Consider the following 18,026-nt stretch of genomic DNA (forward strand, 5'->3'; position numbering starts at 1 on the left):
ACAAACGCTCTTGCTGGCGCTCTCGGAGCCCGCGAAACGGTGGGAGCGACCTGGGATCACGAACGCCGCGGGACCGAGCGCGGCCAGAAGGAGAATTCCTGCTGTCCGCATGCCCCCTCGAGGTCGCTCACTCGCTCGCGCATGTACGTCTGCGCGTCGGCAATCGCCCCGTTGTAGATCGTCGGGGCGATCTCCTTGAGGATGAACTCCAGCATCATGCGCGCCTTGAGTTCGCCGATCTCCTGGTCGAGATGCTCGTCGAAGTAGCGACGGAGCGAGGCTATGGCACGCGTGGTCGTTTCGGGGGTGAGTTCGATTGGCACGGGCGTTGGAGCGCGAGTGAGTCGTGGGGCAGGCGTGGGTCACACCTGCGTGCCCCCGTGCCGTTGCATGAGTCTACCGCTCGCCGCCGGCGCGAGGCTATCCCTCCGCGGCGCCTGCGCTCAACTTCCGGGACGCCATCGCACGCCCGATCACCCGGTTCGCTCGTCACCCATCGTGCCCGCTCCCGAGACTTCATTCGACGCGATCGTCATCGGTTCCGGCATCTCCGGCGGCTGGGCCGCCAAGGAGCTGTGCGAACAGGGGCTGACCACCCTCGTCCTCGAGCGCGGACGCAGCGTGGAGCACATCAAGGACTATCCCACTGCCACACTCGCGCCGTGGCAGCTCCCGCATCGCGGCGCCCTCACGACGCAGGCGCGACAGGCCAATCCCCTCATCAGCAAGGCGGCCGGCTACGGCGAGGACACGGCGCACTTCTTCATCGAGGACGCCGATCATCCCTACGTGCAGGAGAAGCCGTTTGATTGGATACGCGGCTATCAGGTGGGGGGGAAGTCGCTCACGTGGGGGCGCGCCTGTCAGCGATGGAGCAAGCATGAGTTTGTCGCGCCGGAGAAGCTCGGCTACGGGATGAACTGGCCCATCGGCTACGACGATGTGGCACCGTGGTACTCGCACGTGGAGCGCTTCATCGGTGTGTGCGGGGCACGGGACGGCGTCGAGGCGATGCCCGATGGCGAGTTCCTCCCGCCCTTCGACTTCAACTGCGGGGAGTTGCACCTGCGCAATGCCTGGCGAACCTCGTTCCGCGACCGGAAGCTCGTGCAGGGGCGCTGGGCACACCTGTCGCAGCCGCAACCGATTCACCTGCAGCAGGGGCGCGGGACGTGCCAGGCGCGCAACATGTGCATGCGCGGCTGCCCCTATGGCGGCTACTTCTCGTCCAACTCGTCCACGCTCCCGTGGGCGCAGCGCACCGGGAAGCTGACCATCCGCCCCCACGCCGTCGTACACTCCATCCGCTTCGACGAACGAAAGGGGCGCGCCACCGGCGTTCAAGTGATCGATGCACGCACGAAGGAGGTCACCGACTACACGGCGCGCATCATCTTCGTCAACGCGTCGGCGCTCAACTCGGTCCTCATCCTCCTCAACTCGACGTCGTCGCGCTTTCCGCATGGCTTGGGGAACGACCACGGATTGCTCGGACGCTACGTCGCGCACCACAACTACCAGTGGCGTGCCGACGCCACGCTTCCCGGGAACGAGGAACGCTACTACTACGGGCGCAATCCCACGGAGGCGATCCTCGTCAACTTCCGCAACCTGGGAAAGCAGGACACCGACTTCGTGGGCGGATATACGACCTTTGTCGGCGCCTGGCGCGAGCGCGGCGACGGCGTCACGACCCGGCTCGGCGCCGAGCACAAGGCGCGTGCGCGACGCCCCGGACCGTGGAAGGCGTACATGTACGTCCAGGGGGAGACCATCCCGAAGAAGACAAACCACGTGCGCCTGCACCCCACGCAGCGTGACCAGTGGGGGATCCCGCTGCTCGTGACCTCGGTCGACTACGACGAGAACGACCGCAAGCTGGGGAGAGACTGGCAGGAGCAAGCGCAGCGCCTCCTCGAGGCCGCCGGGTGCAAGGACATCCAGATCGCGCGGAACCTCGAGACCCCCGGGCTCGACATCCATGAGATGGGCGGGTGCCGCATGGGGCGCGACCCCAGGTCGTCGATGCTCAATGCGTGGAACCAGTTACACGCCGCCCCGAACGTCTTCGTGACCGATGGGGCGTGCATGACGTCGACCGGCAACCAGTCGCCCTCCATCCTCTACATGGCGCTCACGGCGCGCGCGGCGCATCATGCCGTGGAAGAACTCAAGCGGAGGAACCTGTGAGCGACGACGCGCCCCTGCGACCCGGCGATGCGGACGCCACGCCATTGCGCGATGCACATCGACGCGCCCTCCTCAAGGCGGGCGGCCTCCTCCTCGGCGCGTCGTTGCTGCCGGCGGGGCTCGCTGCCTGCGTCGAGCGCGGGGCCCGCGATGACCAACCGTCCGCAGCCGCGACTGCCGCGGGGCCCGGAGCGACCGCGACGCGCAAGGCCACGCCCGCGGACGAGGCGGTGCTCGCCGTCGTCGCCGAGGCGATCTTTCCCACCACCCCCGACTCGCCAGGCGCAATCGAGGCCGGCGTTCCCCCGGTGGTGACGCGTATCTTGAACGACTGCTGGAGCGACGAGGACCGGGGACTGCTGCTGGATGGGCTCGATAGCTTCCTCGTGCGCTGCCAGTCACGGCATGGCACGCCGTTCCTCGCGCTGGCGCCGGAGCAGCGCCTCACGCTCCTGGCCGAGGAGGACGCCGCCGCCACGCCGCACAACCGGGCACACTGGTTTTCCCCGGCGTATGCCGTCATTGCCCAGGCGTATTGGAGCTCCGAGGTGGGTGCGACGCAGGCGTTGCGCTGGGTCGCCGTTCCCGGGCGGTGGATCGGTTGCACCACACTGGAGCCTGGCCAGAGCGCGTGGGGCTGATGCGCGCGCGATGAAGTGACTTCGAACGTTGGAGCTGAGGTACGGTATGGGAGTCCTGCTGCAGGCGTTCTATTGGGATTGTCCGGGGCGTGAACAGCGCGAACGGGCGTGGTGGCCGCATCTCGAGCGCGAACTCCCCAAACTCGCGAAAGCAGGCTTCACCGCCCTTTGGCTCCCGCCGCCAGGCAAGGGGATGAACGCCGGCGGGATGGGGTACGACCCCTACGACTACTTCGACCTCGGCGAGTTCGACCAGAAGGGTTCGGTCGAGACGTGGTTCGGCTCGCGCGACGCGCTCCAGTCGCTGATCGCCACGGCGCGTACGCACGGCATCGACGTCTACGCCGACCTCGTGCTCAACCACTGCAGCGGCGCCGACGCGCAGGAGCTCAATCCCATCACCGGCCAGATGGGGTGGACCAGGTTCACGCCGAAGAGCGGGCGCTTCCCGCGCGACTGGAACTGCTTCCATCCCTCGGAGTACGAGTCGATGGATGACAGCGCCTTTGCCGGCTTTCCCGACCTGTGTCACCGCAACCCGCGCGTCTACTCGGCCATCATGGAGTACGCGGAGTGGCTGGTCGAGACGATCGGTTTCGACGGCTTCCGCTACGACTTCGTGAAGGGGTTCGGCGAGACGGGGCGCGGCGCCTGGCTCATCACCGCCATCCAGGAATACCGCTATCGCGCTGTAGGGCCCCAGTACTACAAGCCGTTCGGCGTCGTCGAGTTCTGGGATGAGGACGATCTCGACAAGATCGAGACCTACCTCGACGGTGCGAACTTCTGGAACGACAATCCGGTCGCCGCCTTCGACTTCCCGCTGCGCCGCCGCCTGTCGCGCCTGTGCGGCGATGACATGTTCTCCATGCGTGACCTCACCCTGGGCGGAACGGTGCTGGCCTGGAACCCGGCGCGCGCGGTGACCTTCGTCGAGAACCACGACATCATTCGCGAGAACCCGATCGTACGCGACAAGATGCTCGCCTACGCCTACATCCTCACGCATGAGGGCTATCCCTGCGTCTTCTGGGAGGACTACTTCAACTTCGAGCTCGAGCGACCGGGGCGCAGCGACGGGATCGAGGCGCTGGTGCGCATACACGAGGCAAGTGCCAAGGGCGCCAGCGACGTGTTGCACGTGGAGGATGGCCTGTACGTCATGCAGCGGCGCGGGCTGGAGGGCGACGGGGGGCTGGTGCTCGTGATGAACAACGGCACCGGTGCCTGGCGTGGCGCCACGGTGGCGACGGCGTTTGCGGAAACGCGCATGGTGCCGAAGGCCTGGGGTTCGACGGCCGATCCCGGCGTGCCTAACGTCAAGACGACCGACGTGGCCGGGACTGCCGACTTCTGGGCGCCGCCGCGCGGTTACGCCGTCTACGTGCCGGCGCCGATCGGCTAGCGGTCAGCCGACGTGCGCGATCCACGCCCGCACCAGCCGCTGGAGCGCCTCGCGCTTCTCCTCCAGCTCGGCCATGCTCGCGAAGACGATCGTTGCCCGGTCCTTCGCGAGCCACTGCAGCAGCGTATGGGGGTCGTCGATGACGAGGCCTTCGGTGCTCGACGACTTTGGCCGTGCGCCGAGATGCAGGATGAGCTGCACGCCCTCTTTGGAGCGCATGTGGATGGTGGCGAACCACTCGCTCGTGCGAAAGCTCGGGGCGTTCCACTTCACGCCCTCGCGAATGTCAGGATGTGCCGCCAGAATCGCGGCGCGCAGGGCGAGGATCTCCGACTTGTGCGGGTGTACGAGCATTGCGAGGAGCGCGTCGACGGTTTCCTCCTCGACGCGCGGTCGGGGAGCGGCTTTCGTCGTGCGCGCGACCGATCGTCTGGCGGGCATGGAGGTGCCTCCGTGGAAGGGACGTGACGGCGACGGTTCAACCGACGGGCGACGCGCTGCCGAACCACCCGGCCTCGCGCGCCGCCTCGAGCCGACGCTCCAGGTAGCGCCAGAGCGCCGGGCATCCCGCGTTCACCTGCGGTCCCACCCGCGCCACCACGCGCTCGTGCGTGATCCCGTTCTCGCGCCAGCTCTGCCCATCGTTGGCCAGGTTGAGGAGTACCGGCATCGCGCGATCGACGGCGTTGGCAAAGCGCGACTCCGCCGTCTCGCCCAGCTCGAATTCGCGCCACAGCTGCAACAGCTCTTCGCCGCGCCCGTCGGGGAGCAGGGCGAAGATTCGCGTTACCGCACGCAGCTCGGCGGCCTTGCGCTCCTCCCACCCGCCCTCGGCGTACACCAGCGTATCGCCGGTCTCGATCTCTCCCACGTCGTGCACCAGGAGCATGAAGACCACGCGGTGGATGTCCACCGGCGCATCGGCGTGGTGCGCGAGCGAGATGGCCAGCAGCGCGAGCTGCCAACTGTGCTCGGCCGAGTTCTCGTAGCGATCGAGTCCCAGCGGGCGCGTCTTGCGCGTGACCCCCTTGAGGCGGTCCAGTTCGAGGATGAAGTCGACGATCTCCTGCATGCGTCTACGGCGTGGTACGGGTAAGTCGAACGTCGGACGAGCTTAGCACGCCGCGCGCCAGCCGGCGAGGGGACGTCATGCCATATTGCATCGCGAGATGACCGCCGCCGATCGCTACCCCATTCCCGCCGCGCGCGCGCGCGCCGAACTCGTCATCGAGCGCAGCCGCTTTGTGTGCACCGTCTCGCGCGCCGAGTCGCCCGAGGCGGCGCACGCCTTCATCAGGGAGATGCAGCGCGAGTTCGAGGATGCGACGCACAACTGCTGGGCCTTTGTTGCCGGCCCGCCGGGCAGCTCGGCGCGCATCGGGATGAGCGACGACGGCGAGCCGCACGGGACCGCCGGGCGTCCCATGCTCACCGTTCTCATGCATTCGGGAGTTGGAGAGATCGTCGCCGTCGTCACGCGCCATTATGGCGGGACCAAGCTGGGGACCGGCGGGCTCGTGCGCGCCTACTCCGCCGCGGTGCAGGAAGCGTTGGCGCGACTCGAGCGGCGCGAGCGCGTCGAGACCGTCGACGTGAAGCTGCGCGTGGGCTACGCGGCCTTTGCCGCCGTGCGCAACCTTCTCCCCGGCCACGAAGGGGAGCTGCTGGACGAACGGTTCGGCGATAACGTCGAGCTTCTCGTGCGCGTTCCCGCGTCCAACGTGGACGCGCTACGCGTCGCTGTGGGCAACGCCACGAGCGGGCAGGGGACGTTTGGCCTCGAGTGACGGCGGTGGGGGCGATCAGTCCTGCAGCGCCCCGACCTTCGCCTCCAGCTCTGCCAGTTGCACCTGCAGCCGGGTAATGATTGCCTTCATGATCGCGAACTGTTCGCGATGCGTCTTGGTTGGCGGATGGAGCGATCCCTGCAGCGCCCCCTGTCCGTTGAACTCCCCGGCGAGACCGTACACGCGCCCGCGCACGGCGCCCGGCCCCGCGCGCAGCGTTCGCTCCAGCGCGGTGAGGCGCGTGAGCGCGCTGTCGGCGCCGACGCGCGCCCCGCTCCCTTCCGCCGCGGCGGTGCGCCTGTCGGTGAGCTGCTGGCGGAGCGCCGTCATCCGCTGCCCCACCTCGGCCACCGTCAGCTGCGCCCCGCTGACCTCGAGCAGGAACGACTCGCGCACCTTCTGCTGCGCCACGCTCACCGGGAGGAGCGGATCGGGCTTCACGACGACCGACTGCGTCGACTTCTCGCCATCGGCGTCGATCGTCACCACGTACGTCCCCGGCGATACGAACGGCCCGCGATCGTCGATGGCGCGCGGCGGGCGCGGAAGCGCACCGGCGCTCCCTCCTTCTTCATCGCCGCCGAATCCGCTCGGCGGAGGTGGCGCGTGGCGCAGGTCCCAGTTGATGCGATGGATCATGCCGGCGGTCGCCGGTCCCTTGAGCGTACGAATCACCTTGCCGGCCGGCGTCGCGATCGTGACCGTGACGGCATTCGCGGCGCTGCCTAGCGAGTACGAGATGAGTGCGCCGTCCTTCGGGTTCTCCCCGGCAAACGCCCCCTGCGCGCGATAGGAGAAGTCCTCCCAGAACTGGAAGAGCGTCGCCGGGCGCACCGGGAAGAGGTGCACGCGCTTTGCCGCGATGGCCCGCGACCACGCCGCGATTGGCGACGCGTCGTCAAGGACCCAGATCGAGCGTCCGTGCGTCCCCACGATCACATCCTTCGTTCGTGGATGCACAAGGATGTCGTCATAGCGTGTGGTGGGGAGCGAGGCGACGCGCGACCAGGTGCGCGCCGTGTCGACCGAGAGATAGAGGCCGAACTCCATCCCCGCGAAGACGACGCCGGGCTTCCCATCGTACTCGTGCACGGTGCGCACCGGCATGTCGCCGGGAAGGTTCCCCGATACGCGCGTCCACGTGGCGCCGAAGTCGAGCGTGCGGTAGAGGTACGGAACGTAGTCGCCGCCGCGATGCCCGTCGAACGAGACATAGGCGGCACCGCGCCCTAACGAGGAGGCGTGCACGCGACTCACGAACGTCCCCGCGGGGACGCCGGGGATGCGCGACGTGACGTCGTTCCACGTGAGGCCGCCATCGCGCGACAGCTGCACCACGCCGTCGTCGGTCCCGATCCAGAGCACCTTGGCGTCGAGCGGCGACTCGGAGATGGTGGAGAGCTCGGAGAACGACGATTCGCCGTCGTATCGCGAGAGCGTGATGTTGCGCCCCATCACCCCCATGATGGGGAGCGTGTCGCGGTTCACCTGCCGCGTGAGGTCCTTCGTGCGCGTCCACGAGTTGCCGTAGTCGCGCGTGATGAAGAGGCGGTTGCCGCCCACGTAGAGCGTGCCCGGCATGTGACGCGAGACGATGATCGGGGCCGTCCAGTCGAAGCGGTACGCGGTGTCGCCTTCCGCGGGAGGGAAGGGCTTGAGCCCGAGGCGATCCCCTGTCTCGATATCGAAACGCTGGATTCCCAGGTTCTGCGACGCCGTGTAGACCCATCGCTTGTTGAACGGGTCGGGGCGTTGGTACATCCCGTCGCCGAAGCCGATCTGGCGCCAGTCCTCGTTCACGATGCCTAACCAGTGTCGCGTCGCGCTGGGTCCCATCCACGAGTGGTTGTCCTGCATCCCGCCGTAGATCCAGTACGGGTCGCGGTCGTCGGCGGCGACCGAGTAGAACTGCCCGATGGGGAGGTTGTTCATGCGCACCCACGTCTCCCCCAGGTCCCAGGTCTCGTGCAACCCGCCGTCGCCGCCCAGGAAGGCGTGGCGCGAGTTGGAAGGATCGATCCAGAAGGCGTGGTGGTCCCCCTTGAGCCCCACGTCGTAGGTGGGCCCTGTGGGGAGCGTGCGGAAGGTGCGCGCGCCGTCGTCGCTGCGGTACACCGTGACGCCGGGAATCCAGACGCGGTCGGCGTTGGTGGGATCGATGGCCGGTGACGAGTAGTACATCGGGCGCGGGTTGAGCGTGTTGACCTTGCGCCACGAGTCACCGCCATCTTCGGATCGGTAGGTACCGCCTTCGGTGCGGTGCTCGATGGTCGCGATCACGACGCGCGGGTCGGTGCGGGCAATGGCCAGCCCGATGCGCCCCTTGTCACCAGCCGGGATCCCGTCGGTGATCGCGCGCCAGCTCACGCCGCCGTCCACCGACTTGTAGAGCGCGCTCCCGGGGCCGCCACCGTTGTAGCCCCACGGCGTGCGCAGGCGCTGGTAGGTGGCCGCGAGCACGATGTCGGGGTTCACCGGGTTCACGACGACGTCGGTGGCCCCGGTGAGCGAGTCGATGAAGAGCGTCCTGGTCCAGCTGCGACCGCCATCGGTGGTGCGATAGATGCCGCGCTCGACGTTAGGCGCGAACAGGTCGCCAGCCGCCGCCACCCAGGCGATGTCGGGGTTGGCGGGGTGGATCGCCACGCGCGCGATGTGCCGCGTGCGCTCCAGCCCCAGGTGCGTCCACGTGGCGCCGGCATCTGTGGACTTGTAGACCCCGTTCCCCCACGAGCTGCTCTGCCGGTTGTTCTGCTCCCCCGTCCCGACGTAGAGGATGCGCGCGTCGCCCTCGAAGATCGCCACGTCGCCGAAGGTCGCGACCTTCTGGTCGTCGAAAATGGACGTCCACGTCGTCCCCTTGTTGGTCGTCTTCCACAAACCACCCGATGCGGTGGCGACGTAGAGCGTGAGGGGATCGCCGTTCACCCCTTCCACATCGTGGATGCGTCCGCCCAGGGCGGCGGGGCCAATCTGGCGAAAGCGCAGCGAGTCGAACGGGGACTGCGCGCAGAGCGCGAAGGGCGTCAGCGACACACACAGCGCAGCCGTTGCGCCGAGTCGGGAGAAAGACGTGGGACGGGACATCGGTCGTGGGGGGAGGAAGGTCGCGCGAATCTACCTCCACCGCACGTCGCGCGACACCAATCCCGCCGCTCGATGCCGCGCACCTCGGTTCTCCCTCGCCCGCCCTTCCCCCCGCCCGCACCCTCAGGGAGAATTGTCGTACCTCGCCACCTCTTCCCACGCCGCCATGCTCTCCCGCCGCGACTTCGTGAAGCGCACCTCGACCACGCTCGCCGCCACCCCGCTCGCCGGGCTGGCGCTCCCCACGACCGCTGCGGCGGGTGCATCGCCGGCGCGAGCCCCGGAGCTGTGGCTCAAGCGCGCGGTGCGCCCGGTGGTCATCTCCGACTATTCCGGCTGGGAGTTTCGCAACGGCGGCGCCGAGAACGCGGTGCAACGCGCCTTCCGCCTCATCACTGAGGGGAAGGACGTCCTCGATGCCCTCATCGCCGGCGTGAACATTCCCGAGCTCGACCCGCTGGAGACGGGGATCGGCTACGGCGCACTGCCTAACGCCGACGGCGTGGTGCAACTCGATGCGTCGTGCATGCACGGCCCGCGCCGGCGCGCCGGCGCCGTGGCCTGCATCGAAGGGGTGCGCACCCCCTCGCTGGTGGCGCAGGCAGTGATGGACTACACCGACCACCACCTGCTGAGCGGGACCGGGGCCCGCGAGTTCGCCCGGCAGATGGGCTTCACCATCGAGGACGATCTCAACACCGAGAACTCGCGCCGCCTGTGGCGCGAATGGAAGCGCCGCGTAGACCCTGAGCACTGGCTCGACCCCAGGGGAAAGGGGCGCGCCCCGAAGGACAAGCACGAGAAGGACCCGGGCGATGCGGCGTTCGCGTCGAGCCCGCACCGCGTGCCTAACGCCGACTGGGAATCGCGCGCCCTGGCCGCCGGCCGCTCGATGGTGCGCGACGGGCTGCTGCGCGAGGGATCCTTCTGGGGGACGATCAACTGCGATGCGATCGGTCCCAACGGCGACATCTGCGGCGTGACCACCACCAGCGGGCTGGCGTGGAAGATCCCGGGGCGCACCGGCGATTCGCCCATCCTTGGCGCGGGACTCTACGTCGACAACGACGTCGGGGCCGCCGGCTCAACCGGACGCGGCGAGGCCAACCTCTACAACCTGTCGTCGTTCCTCATCGTGGAGTCGATGCGACGCGGGATGAGCCCAAAGGACGCCGGAATGGAGGCGCTCAAGCGCATCAAGGGCAACACGGTCGAGAGCCGGCTCCTCAACACGAAAGGGAATCCCAACTTCAACATCCGCTTCTTCGTCCTCAACAAGCGCGGCGAATGGGCAGGAGTCGCGATGTACCATGCCGGCGAGACCAAGCACGCAGTGTGCACCGAGAACGGGGCGCAGGCGGTGGAACTCGAGCCGCTGCTCCCTGGCACCCCCGAGGACTGAAGCTCGTGCGCGTCGCGGCCGTCAGCTCGCCGGCCTGTCGTTGGCCGAAATCCTGCCGCCTGCCATCCGCACGTCTTAGACTTCCCCACCCATGCCAGCACGCGCCGAGATCCTCGTCATCGCCGCCACCCCGCGCGAGCTCGCGACCAGCGCGGGGTGGCGCACCCTGCTGTGCGGTGTGGGACCGGTGGAGGCGGCAGCGAGCACCGCGGCTGCAATCGAGGCGTCACGCCCCGCCGCGATCCTCCACGTGGGAATTGCCGGCGGCCGGCGCCGCGCTGCCTTCCCGCCGGCGTCGCTGGTGATTGGACGCGAGGCGCGCTACGACGACCTCGTGATCCCGGAGCCTTGGTCGCCGGACACGGTGCAGGCGTCTCGCGAACTGCTGGGCGCGGTGCAGCGCGCCTTCCCGGGCGTGCCAACATGCGTGATCGGAACGAGTGGCCGCGTTGGCGGGAGCGCCGACTGCGACGTCGAGGCGATGGAAGGGTTCGCGGTGCTCCGCGCCGCGGAGCGCGCGGGCGTTCCGGCCATCGAGGTGCGCGCCATTGCCAACGAGATCGAGGAGGAGGATCGCGCGCGCTGGCACTTCGCCGCTGCCTTCGCCGCCATCTCGGCCGCCACGCCGCAACTGGTGGCCGCCATCGAGTCCGCCTCCTGACTGCCGCTGCCGTGCCTAACGCGCTCCCGGAACTGACCTTCGGCTTCTCCCCCTGCCCTAACGACACCTTCGCCTTCCACGCGCTGGCGCACGGGGTGGTGGAGGCGCCGTTCCGCATACGGCCGGTCCTCCTCGACATCGAGGAGCTGAACCGCCGCGCGCACGAGGGAGCGTTCGACCTCACGAAGTTGAGCGTGGGGGCCTTCGCCGCGGTGGGTGAGCGCTATCGCCTGCTGCGGAGCGGTGGCGCCCTGGGCAAGGGGGTGGGGCCGCTGGTCGTGACTCGCACGCCGCAGACGCTGGGCCAGGCGGTGCGTGGGCGCGTGGCGATTCCGGGAAAGGAGACGACCGCGTACCGCCTGTTGCGGCTGGCGGCACCGTCGCTGGCCGACGTCACCGAGGTGCGCTACGACCGCATCCTGCGCGCCGTGGCTTCGGGCGAGTTCGACGCGGGGCTCATCATCCACGAGTCGCGCTTCACGTATCACGAGCACGGGCTGCACAAGGCGATGGACCTTGGCGACTGGTGGGAGCACGAGACGGGGCTCCCCGTCCCGCTCGCCGGCATCTGCATCCGCGCCTCGCTCGCGCCCACGTTCGCCGACGCCGCCGAGCGCGCCATTCGCGAGTCGGTGCAGTATGCCTTCGACCACCCCGAGGCCAGCCGCGACTACGTGCGCGCGCACGCGCAGGAGCTATCGGCCGAGGTGTGCGCCCAGCACATCGCCCTGTACGTGAACGACTTCTCGCTCGACGTGGGTGACGACGGGCGGCGCGCCATCCAGCGACTGGTCGGAGCGGCGCCGGAGGCGCGTTAGGCGATGCGGGACGTTGCCGGCGGGGTGCGCAGCAGCCGCGGGTCGCGCACGTCGAGCGCGTGGGGCGAATGCGCGGCCGCCACCTCGCGCAGCGCCGCATCGCCCTCGGCCCCCAGGTCCTCGCGCGAGATATAGAACGACTCGGCGCTCGCCCCTTCACCGATGATCACTTCGTGGTGCGCGGGCGAACGCCGGCGTGCGCCCTGGCGCGCGGGGTGTACCGTCCACGACGAGATGCGTGCCCACGGCAGGCGCACCGTCCTGGCCGCGGCATCGTCCTGCAGCACGTTGTGCGAGAGGAGGAGCGTGACCGGGACCACCAGCCCTGCGGCGTCGACGCGCAGGATGGCGCCGTCGGGGGTTTCCGTCAGCCGCAAGCGGGCCAGCGACACGCGCATCAGTCGCAGCGCCACCGCGCTGGTCACGAGGACGATCGCGGCGGGGATGAGCGGCTGGAGGAGGGTGTAGCCGCGCAACCCGAGCGCCATGACGGTCGCGGCCAGCGCCCCCGACGCCACGAGGCCCCCCTCGAGGAGGAGTTCCAGGCGGAACTTTGCCCGCAGGGCAGGGAGCGGGATGACGGTGCTGCTGGCGGTCTGGCGCTGGGCGTCGTCGATGGGCGGCATTGCGGCTGGCCTGGGCGGTGCACCGCGCACCGCCCGCACTTGGGGGACGCCTCACCATACGTTGCGTCACCCGATCGGTCAGAATGTCCGAATGCAACCCATCGTTGTTACCAGGCGACTTGCGGCGACGGGTAGTAGTTGATCCCCAGCAGGCGCCAGCGCGGGGCATGCGCGGCGATGCGCGTCCGGAACGACTCCCAGTCGCGCCGCCCCTGGGCGCTCCACGCCACCTCGGCGAGCGCCGGGAGGCGAGGCACCGCCAGGTACAAAGCGCCGGTGATGTTCGAGATCGTCTCCGACCAGAGTGGCGCCTCGACCCCGGCAATCGACGACTCACCCACGCCGGGATAGAAGGTGGCCGGATCCCAGTCGTACGACGCTTGCAGCTCCACGAAGCCGGCCCAGCGCAGCCCCAGCTCGGTGGTGGGCGTGTACTTCATGTCGATGTACGTGCGCGCCGCCGGCGAGAGGATGATCTTCGCCCCCTGCCGCACGGCGCGGAGCGCGGTGTCGCTGCGCCATTGCTGCGCGAGTGTCGTCGGGTGCAACCGCGCCTTGGCGATCTCTTCCCACCCCACCACCATCTTGCCGTGGCGTCGCACGATGTCCTGCGTGCGTTCGACGAAGCGCGTGTACTGCTCGTCGGTGAGCACCTCGACCTCGTCGCCGCCAATGTGGAGGTACGGTCCCGGGGTGATGGCGGCGAGTTCACGCACCACGTCGTCGATGAAGCGGTACGTCAGCGCGCTGTCGGAGCAGAAGGTGCTCCATCCCACGCGGATGTTGGTGTACGGCGCCGGGGGGCCGCCGGCGGTGGGGCCGTCGGGGGCGGGGCGACTGCAGCCAAGCTCGGGATACGCGGCGATCGCCGCGTTGGTGTGGCTCGGCATGTCGATCTCGGGGACCACGGTGATGAAGCGGTCCTGTGCATGGCGCACGATTGCCGCCCACTCTCCCTTGGTATAGAAGCCTCCTGGCCCGCCGCCCACCTCCGTGCTCCCGCCGATCGTCGTCAGGCGCGGCCACGCGTCGATCTGGATGCGCCACCCCTGGTCGTCCGACAGGTGCACGTGGAGTGTGTTGAGCTTGTACAGGGCGAGGAGGTCGATGAACTGCTTCACCTCGTCGACCGTGAAGAAGTGGCGCGCCACGTCGAGCATGGCGCCACGCCAGCCAAAACGCGGCGTGTCGCTCACGCGCCCGGCCGGTGCGCTCCACGCCGTCGCCATCTGCATCTCTCCCTGCTCCGCCTCGATCCCGGCGGGGAAGAGCTGTCGCAGCGACTGCATTCCGTGAAAGAGCCCGGCGGGCGTCCCCGCCACGATGCGCACCGAGTCGGCGGTGACGAGGAGTTCATACCCCTCGCTCCCTAACGCGGGTGTGCCGGCAAGGCGGAAGCCGATCGCCCCAACGGGGAGCGCCCCGTCGGCGGCGCGCGTCGGCACCGGTTGCGCCGTGGACGGGCGCAGGAGTGCGGCCAGCATCTCGCCCAGGCGCGCCGCTTCGCCATTCCCCGTGGGGACCACCACCGAGGTTGTCTTCCCGATCACGAAGGGGGGGCCATCAGATGGCACGACCTCCGTTGGCTGCGGAACGATAGGGTGTACCGCCATCGACGCCACGGCGGGCGGTGGCTGGATCACGCGCGGCCCGGGGCGCGGTGCTGGTGCCGCGGCGGGGACTTGAGTCTGCACGGGCGCCGGGTGCATTGCGGCCGACGAGCGACAGGCGAGCAGGGCAAGGGCGAGCACCACCGGGGCGCCGGCCCGCACGAAGCGAATGGGAGTCGGGGTCATGCGGCACGATGATGCCGGGACGGTGCCGAACGCCAGTGCCTCCGCTTCCGGAACCGGTCGATCTGGACAACGCGCTCGCCGCGCCCCCCATTCCCTTCATGCCTACCGACCCCAACTCGCGCCGCCGCTTCCTCGCCTTCCTCGCGGGGAGTCCACTCCTTGCCGCGGCAGGACTCGACCCTCGGACCTTCGCCGCGCTCACCGGTGACAAGCGTGTCGGCGACCGCACCGTCCTCGACCTCGTTGACCAGGTCGACCGGGCGGCCGCGTCGCAGGAGCCGGTGATCGCCAAGGCGTCGGAGGCGCTCAACGTCTTCGACTTCGAACCGGTCGCGCGGCGGAACATCCCCATCGCGCATTGGGGCTACATCATGGGCGGGACCGATGACGACGCGACGATTGCCGCGAATCGTGCCGGCTTCGATCGCTGGGTGTTGCGCCCGCGCCGTCTCATCGACGTGAGTCGCATCGATGCCGGCGTGGACTGGTTCGGCCGCCGCTATCCCTCCCCGATCGTCGTCAACCCCGTGGGGAGCCAGAAGGGCTTCCACAAGGAGGGTGAGGTCGCGGTCGCGCGCGCGGCGCGGGCGAGGGATCACCTCATGGTGTTGTCGACCGTCTCCACCACCTCGATCGAGGAGGCGATGGAGGCGCGGGGCGGCGGCGTCTGGTTCCAGCTCTACCCGCAGGGCGACTGGTCGATGACTAAGCAGATGGTGCAGCGCGCCGAACGTGCCGGCGCCCCCGCCATTGTCTTCACGGTCGACCTGCTCGCCGGGAGCAATCGCGAGACGCTGGTGCGCGAGGCGCGCAAGGACGCGCGCGAGTGCATCAAGTGCCACCTGGGGGGGCCACCGCTCCCGGGCGTGAGCGGGCGCGTGGACGATCGCGACAACCGCCGCAAGCCCAACCTCGTCGGCTACCAGGCGCTCCCGCCGCAACTGGAGAAGGGGACCTTCACCTGGGAGTTTGTCGACCGGCTCAAGCAGTCGACGCGCATGAAGGTGCTCCTCAAGGGGATCGTCACCGAGGAGGATGCCGCGCTCGCCGTGGAGCACGGGGTCGATGGCTTGTTCTGCTCCAACCACGGCGGCCGCGCCGAGAATTCGCGCCGCGCCACCGTGACGTCGCTTCCCGAGGTGGTGAAGGGGACGGGCGGGAAGATCCCCGTGATCTGCGACGGTGGCTTCCGCCGCGGCACCGACATCTTCAAGGCGATGGCGTTAGGCGCCGCCTCCACGGGGATCGGGCGCCCCTACATCTGGGGGCTGGGCGCCTTTGGCCAGGAGGGCGTCGAGGCGGTGCTGACCATCCTGCGCCGCGAGTTCGAGCTGGTGATGAAACAGAGCGGAACGACAAGCCTGTCGCAGATCTCGATGCGCCACATTGCGCCGGCGTGAGGCTTTGGCGCGCGAGGCGGGTGGTGGTGCGCGGTGCGTTGTTGTTGTTCAAGACCTGAAAAGCTCTTCTGAGAAGAGCGCCCCCACGAGTGACAGATTCGCGCGCCCCACCAGCCACGAAGCCGAAGTCAGCCAGGAACTCCGCCGACCCGCCGCTGCCGCAACACCTCGTAGACGCCCAGCGCCACGCTCGTCGACAGGTTGAGCGATCGCACCAGCGGCGACGCCATCGGCATCCCCACCAAGCGGTCCGCGTACCGCGTGTGCAGCTCAGCGGGCAAGCCGCCCGTCTCGCGCCCGAATACCAGGACGACGTCGTGCGCCGCGCCTAACGGGGCGTCCCAGTACAGGCGCGCCGCCTTGGTGGAGAAGAAGAACGGCTCGCCGATCGTCGGCAGCGCAGCCTCGAACTCCGCCCACGACGGCCACGTGCGCAGGTCCACGTGCTCCCAGTAGTCGAGCCCTGCGCGCTTCACCTCGCGCTCGTCGAGCGAGAAGCCCAGCGGCTCTACCAGGTGCAACGTGGCCCCGGTCGCCAGGCAGGTACGCCCGGCGTTGCCGGTGTTCCAGTGGATCTCGGGGTGAACGAGGACGACGTGGATCGACACGGTGCGGGGCGGGGGGAATGGTCGCGCCGCAACCTAGGACGTCGCCTCCCCGCGCACCAGCCGCGGCGCGCGCTACAGGTGGTCGCGCAGCACGCTCCCCGATACGTCGTAGATGGACCAGTCGTGCACGTAGATCCCGACGGTATGCTCGAAGTCCCAGGCCACCTCGAAGGCGAAGCGCACGTCGAAGCCGTCGCCCGCGTCGGCCACCCGCACCAGCGGCTTCCGGACGAATCGCCACACGTCGGCGGCGCTGGCGATGTTCGGCACGGCGTCACTCACGTCGTCCAGCTCGATCTCCGCGCCGGCGTCGCGATATGGCTCGTAGTGCGCGAACAGCGCGCCGGCGATCGCCAGCTGCAGCGCCGGCCAGTGCCGTGGCAGCCCGTCGACGACGATCGCGCGCGCGGGCTCCGAGGGGGCCCGGTCGCTCCCCGGGAGCTGCAGCTCCGCCTCGCCCAGCGCCGGGAGCTTGATGCGCCCGCGCCACCACCCGCCCCGGTATTCGAGCGTGCCTAACGCCACGTCGGCGATCTGCCGGGTGCGGAAGCGATCGAAGAGGCCCACGACAAGACGGGTGCTGGCGCGCGCGCCGCCTGGCGGCGGTCAGCTCGCTGCGCGTTGGTAGGTCACCAGAAATTGCTGCGTCCCAGCGGCGCTGGCAAACGCCGACGGGCGACCTTGGCACGATAGGTCATAGCAGACGCGAAGGGTATCCCCGCCCAGGTCATAGATGGCCGGGATGATCTTCCCCGCGTTGGGCCCCTCCACCCCGGCAATGTCCATCGCACGCGGCGTCTGCGTGTCGTCGACCGTCGTCGTCCCCACATCGAGCTGCGGCCCCACTTGCACGCGGTACGCCGTCCCACCCCCGCTGATGGTCAGCGTCATCATCGCGAGGACCGGCGGCGGAAACGGCTGCCCCCCCATCGTCGCCTCGGTCGCCTTCCAGGTCCCATCGAGCATCGTGCCTCTCCAGTGTGAGTTGTGGCTGACGGAATCAACGACGAACGTCAGGCGGTGGCGATCGCGGCGACCTTCCGCCTGCGACTCAGCATCCACGCCGAGAGAAGCGAGGCGAGCAGTCCCACCGGGAGCGGCTCCAGCATCGTGAAGGCGATGTTGATCAGCGGATTCCGGTACATGACCTTGAACTCCTCCATCTCCTTCACCTTGGCCGCCACCTGCGCCGCCGGTGCACCCGCCTGGCGCAACTTGTCGATCGCGTGCGCCGCATAGGCGTCCGCGTAGTCCGGCGTCACGAAGAAGAAGATGACCTCCCACGTGGCGACGTAGCACACCGTCGCCACCCCGACAATCGCCATCGACACCGCGAAGGCGCGACCGAAACCGATGCTCCCCCCGGCCACCGTGTCGCGGTACTGCCGCGTCCCGAAGTAGACCATCAGGAAGGCGAGCACCATCGTCGTGTAGCCGATGACCATCCCGCGGTCGAGCCCGATCTGCTCGCGGAACGGGAGCCCGATGATCATCGACGACGCCATGATCACGCCGGCGATGAGCCCGAACGTGAGGACGATCTTCTTCATGGAACACCTTGCCGGTTGAGGATGGGGCGATCCTGTGGTGGAAGCCGGTCGTTCC

Annotated in this window: 18 protein-coding genes; 8 read left to right on the top strand and 10 right to left on the bottom strand. The window is 68.9% G+C overall.

Features of this window, described 5'->3' with window-relative positions:
* Nucleotides 1-56: 56 nt before the first annotated feature.
* Nucleotides 57-323, bottom strand: coding sequence for a DUF2164 domain-containing protein (locus tag IT359_10370; GenBank protein ID MCC6929382.1), 267 nt, complete (start codon nt 321-323; stop codon nt 57-59).
* Between the two features lie 175 nt (nt 324-498).
* Here IT359_10370 and IT359_10375 point away from each other — a divergent pair, with 175 nt between their 5' ends.
* Genes IT359_10375 through IT359_10385 form a run of 3 tightly spaced genes read left to right on the top strand, consistent with a single transcriptional unit; the run spans nt 499 to nt 4,236 of the window.
* Nucleotides 499-2,190 (top strand): GMC family oxidoreductase, encoded by a 1,692-nt coding sequence (locus IT359_10375; protein ID MCC6929383.1) that lies wholly within the window; start codon nt 499-501, stop codon nt 2,188-2,190.
* Nucleotides 2,187-2,831 (top strand): gluconate 2-dehydrogenase subunit 3 family protein, encoded by a 645-nt coding sequence (locus IT359_10380; GenBank protein ID MCC6929384.1) that lies wholly within the window; start codon nt 2,187-2,189, stop codon nt 2,829-2,831. The genes IT359_10375 and IT359_10380 overlap by 4 nt, the downstream gene beginning before the upstream one ends.
* Before the next feature lie 46 nt (nt 2,832-2,877).
* Nucleotides 2,878-4,236 carry a hypothetical protein gene (locus tag IT359_10385; protein MCC6929385.1) on the top strand — a complete coding sequence of 453 codons (1,359 nt, stop codon included), beginning with the start codon at nt 2,878-2,880 and terminating at the stop codon, nt 4,234-4,236.
* Nucleotides 4,237-4,239: 3 nt separating this feature from the next.
* Here the strand turns inward: IT359_10385 and IT359_10390 are convergent, their stop codons facing one another.
* Both IT359_10390 and IT359_10395 read right to left on the bottom strand, forming a co-directional pair.
* Nucleotides 4,240-4,677 carry a DUF1801 domain-containing protein gene (locus IT359_10390; GenBank protein ID MCC6929386.1) on the bottom strand — a complete coding sequence of 146 codons (438 nt, stop codon included), beginning with the start codon at nt 4,675-4,677 and terminating at the stop codon, nt 4,240-4,242.
* A 37-nt stretch (nt 4,678-4,714) separates the two neighbouring features.
* On the bottom strand, nt 4,715-5,308 hold the full coding sequence (locus IT359_10395; protein ID MCC6929387.1) for an HD domain-containing protein: 594 nt from the start codon (nt 5,306-5,308) through the stop codon (nt 4,715-4,717).
* A 97-nt stretch (nt 5,309-5,405) separates the two neighbouring features.
* Here IT359_10395 and IT359_10400 point away from each other — a divergent pair, with 97 nt between their 5' ends.
* Nucleotides 5,406-6,023 (top strand): YigZ family protein, encoded by a 618-nt coding sequence (locus tag IT359_10400; protein MCC6929388.1) that lies wholly within the window; start codon nt 5,406-5,408, stop codon nt 6,021-6,023.
* Nucleotides 6,024-6,038: 15 nt separating this feature from the next.
* Here the strand turns inward: IT359_10400 and IT359_10405 are convergent, their stop codons facing one another.
* The gene (locus IT359_10405; GenBank protein MCC6929389.1) at nt 6,039-9,110 is read right to left on the bottom strand and encodes a hypothetical protein; all 3,072 of its coding nucleotides are present in this window, start codon (nt 9,108-9,110) and stop codon (nt 6,039-6,041) included.
* Between the two features lie 166 nt (nt 9,111-9,276).
* Here IT359_10405 and IT359_10410 point away from each other — a divergent pair, with 166 nt between their 5' ends.
* The 3 genes from IT359_10410 (at nt 9,277) to IT359_10420 (ending at nt 11,991) form a co-directional block, all read left to right on the top strand.
* Complete coding sequence (locus IT359_10410; GenBank protein MCC6929390.1) at nt 9,277-10,512, top strand: N(4)-(beta-N-acetylglucosaminyl)-L-asparaginase; 1,236 nt, start codon at nt 9,277-9,279, stop codon at nt 10,510-10,512.
* 91 nt (nt 10,513-10,603) lie between these two features.
* Nucleotides 10,604-11,173, top strand: a complete 570-nt coding sequence (locus IT359_10415; GenBank protein MCC6929391.1) for a hypothetical protein — start codon at nt 10,604-10,606, stop codon at nt 11,171-11,173.
* 11 nt (nt 11,174-11,184) lie between these two features.
* Complete coding sequence (locus IT359_10420; protein ID MCC6929392.1) at nt 11,185-11,991, top strand: 1,4-dihydroxy-6-naphthoate synthase; 807 nt, start codon at nt 11,185-11,187, stop codon at nt 11,989-11,991.
* On the opposite strand, the gene IT359_10425 is transcribed toward IT359_10420, so the two are convergent.
* On the bottom strand, nt 11,988-12,617 hold the full coding sequence (locus IT359_10425; GenBank protein MCC6929393.1) for a hypothetical protein: 630 nt from the start codon (nt 12,615-12,617) through the stop codon (nt 11,988-11,990). The two genes, IT359_10420 and IT359_10425, sit on opposite strands and share 4 nt — an antisense overlap.
* 107 nt (nt 12,618-12,724) lie before the next feature.
* Nucleotides 12,725-14,413 carry a beta-N-acetylhexosaminidase gene (locus IT359_10430; protein MCC6929394.1) on the bottom strand — a complete coding sequence of 563 codons (1,689 nt, stop codon included), beginning with the start codon at nt 14,411-14,413 and terminating at the stop codon, nt 12,725-12,727.
* Between the two features lie 98 nt (nt 14,414-14,511).
* Here IT359_10430 and IT359_10435 point away from each other — a divergent pair, with 98 nt between their 5' ends.
* On the top strand, nt 14,512-15,813 hold the full coding sequence (locus IT359_10435; GenBank protein MCC6929395.1) for an alpha-hydroxy-acid oxidizing protein: 1,302 nt from the start codon (nt 14,512-14,514) through the stop codon (nt 15,811-15,813).
* A gap of 128 nt (nt 15,814-15,941) precedes the next feature.
* Here the strand turns inward: IT359_10435 and IT359_10440 are convergent, their stop codons facing one another.
* The 4 genes from IT359_10440 to IT359_10455 all read right to left on the bottom strand — a co-directional run bounded on the left by IT359_10440 (nt 15,942) and on the right by IT359_10455 (nt 17,971).
* Nucleotides 15,942-16,421: a tRNA (cytidine(34)-2'-O)-methyltransferase gene (locus tag IT359_10440; GenBank protein ID MCC6929396.1), complete on the bottom strand. Its 480-nt coding sequence runs from the start codon at nt 16,419-16,421 to the stop codon at nt 15,942-15,944.
* 72 nt (nt 16,422-16,493) lie between these two features.
* On the bottom strand, nt 16,494-16,988 hold the full coding sequence (locus IT359_10445) for a hypothetical protein (GenBank protein ID MCC6929397.1): 495 nt from the start codon (nt 16,986-16,988) through the stop codon (nt 16,494-16,496).
* A 39-nt stretch (nt 16,989-17,027) separates the two neighbouring features.
* Nucleotides 17,028-17,387, bottom strand: coding sequence for a TIGR03067 domain-containing protein (locus tag IT359_10450; protein MCC6929398.1), 360 nt, complete (start codon nt 17,385-17,387; stop codon nt 17,028-17,030).
* 47 nt (nt 17,388-17,434) lie between these two features.
* The gene (locus IT359_10455) at nt 17,435-17,971 is read right to left on the bottom strand and encodes a DUF4199 domain-containing protein (GenBank protein MCC6929399.1); all 537 of its coding nucleotides are present in this window, start codon (nt 17,969-17,971) and stop codon (nt 17,435-17,437) included.
* Nucleotides 17,972-18,026 lie beyond the last annotated feature (55 nt).

The sequence above is a fragment of the Gemmatimonadaceae bacterium genome, assembly GCA_020852815.1.
Classification (GTDB): Bacteria; Gemmatimonadota; Gemmatimonadetes; order Gemmatimonadales; family Gemmatimonadaceae; genus SCN-70-22.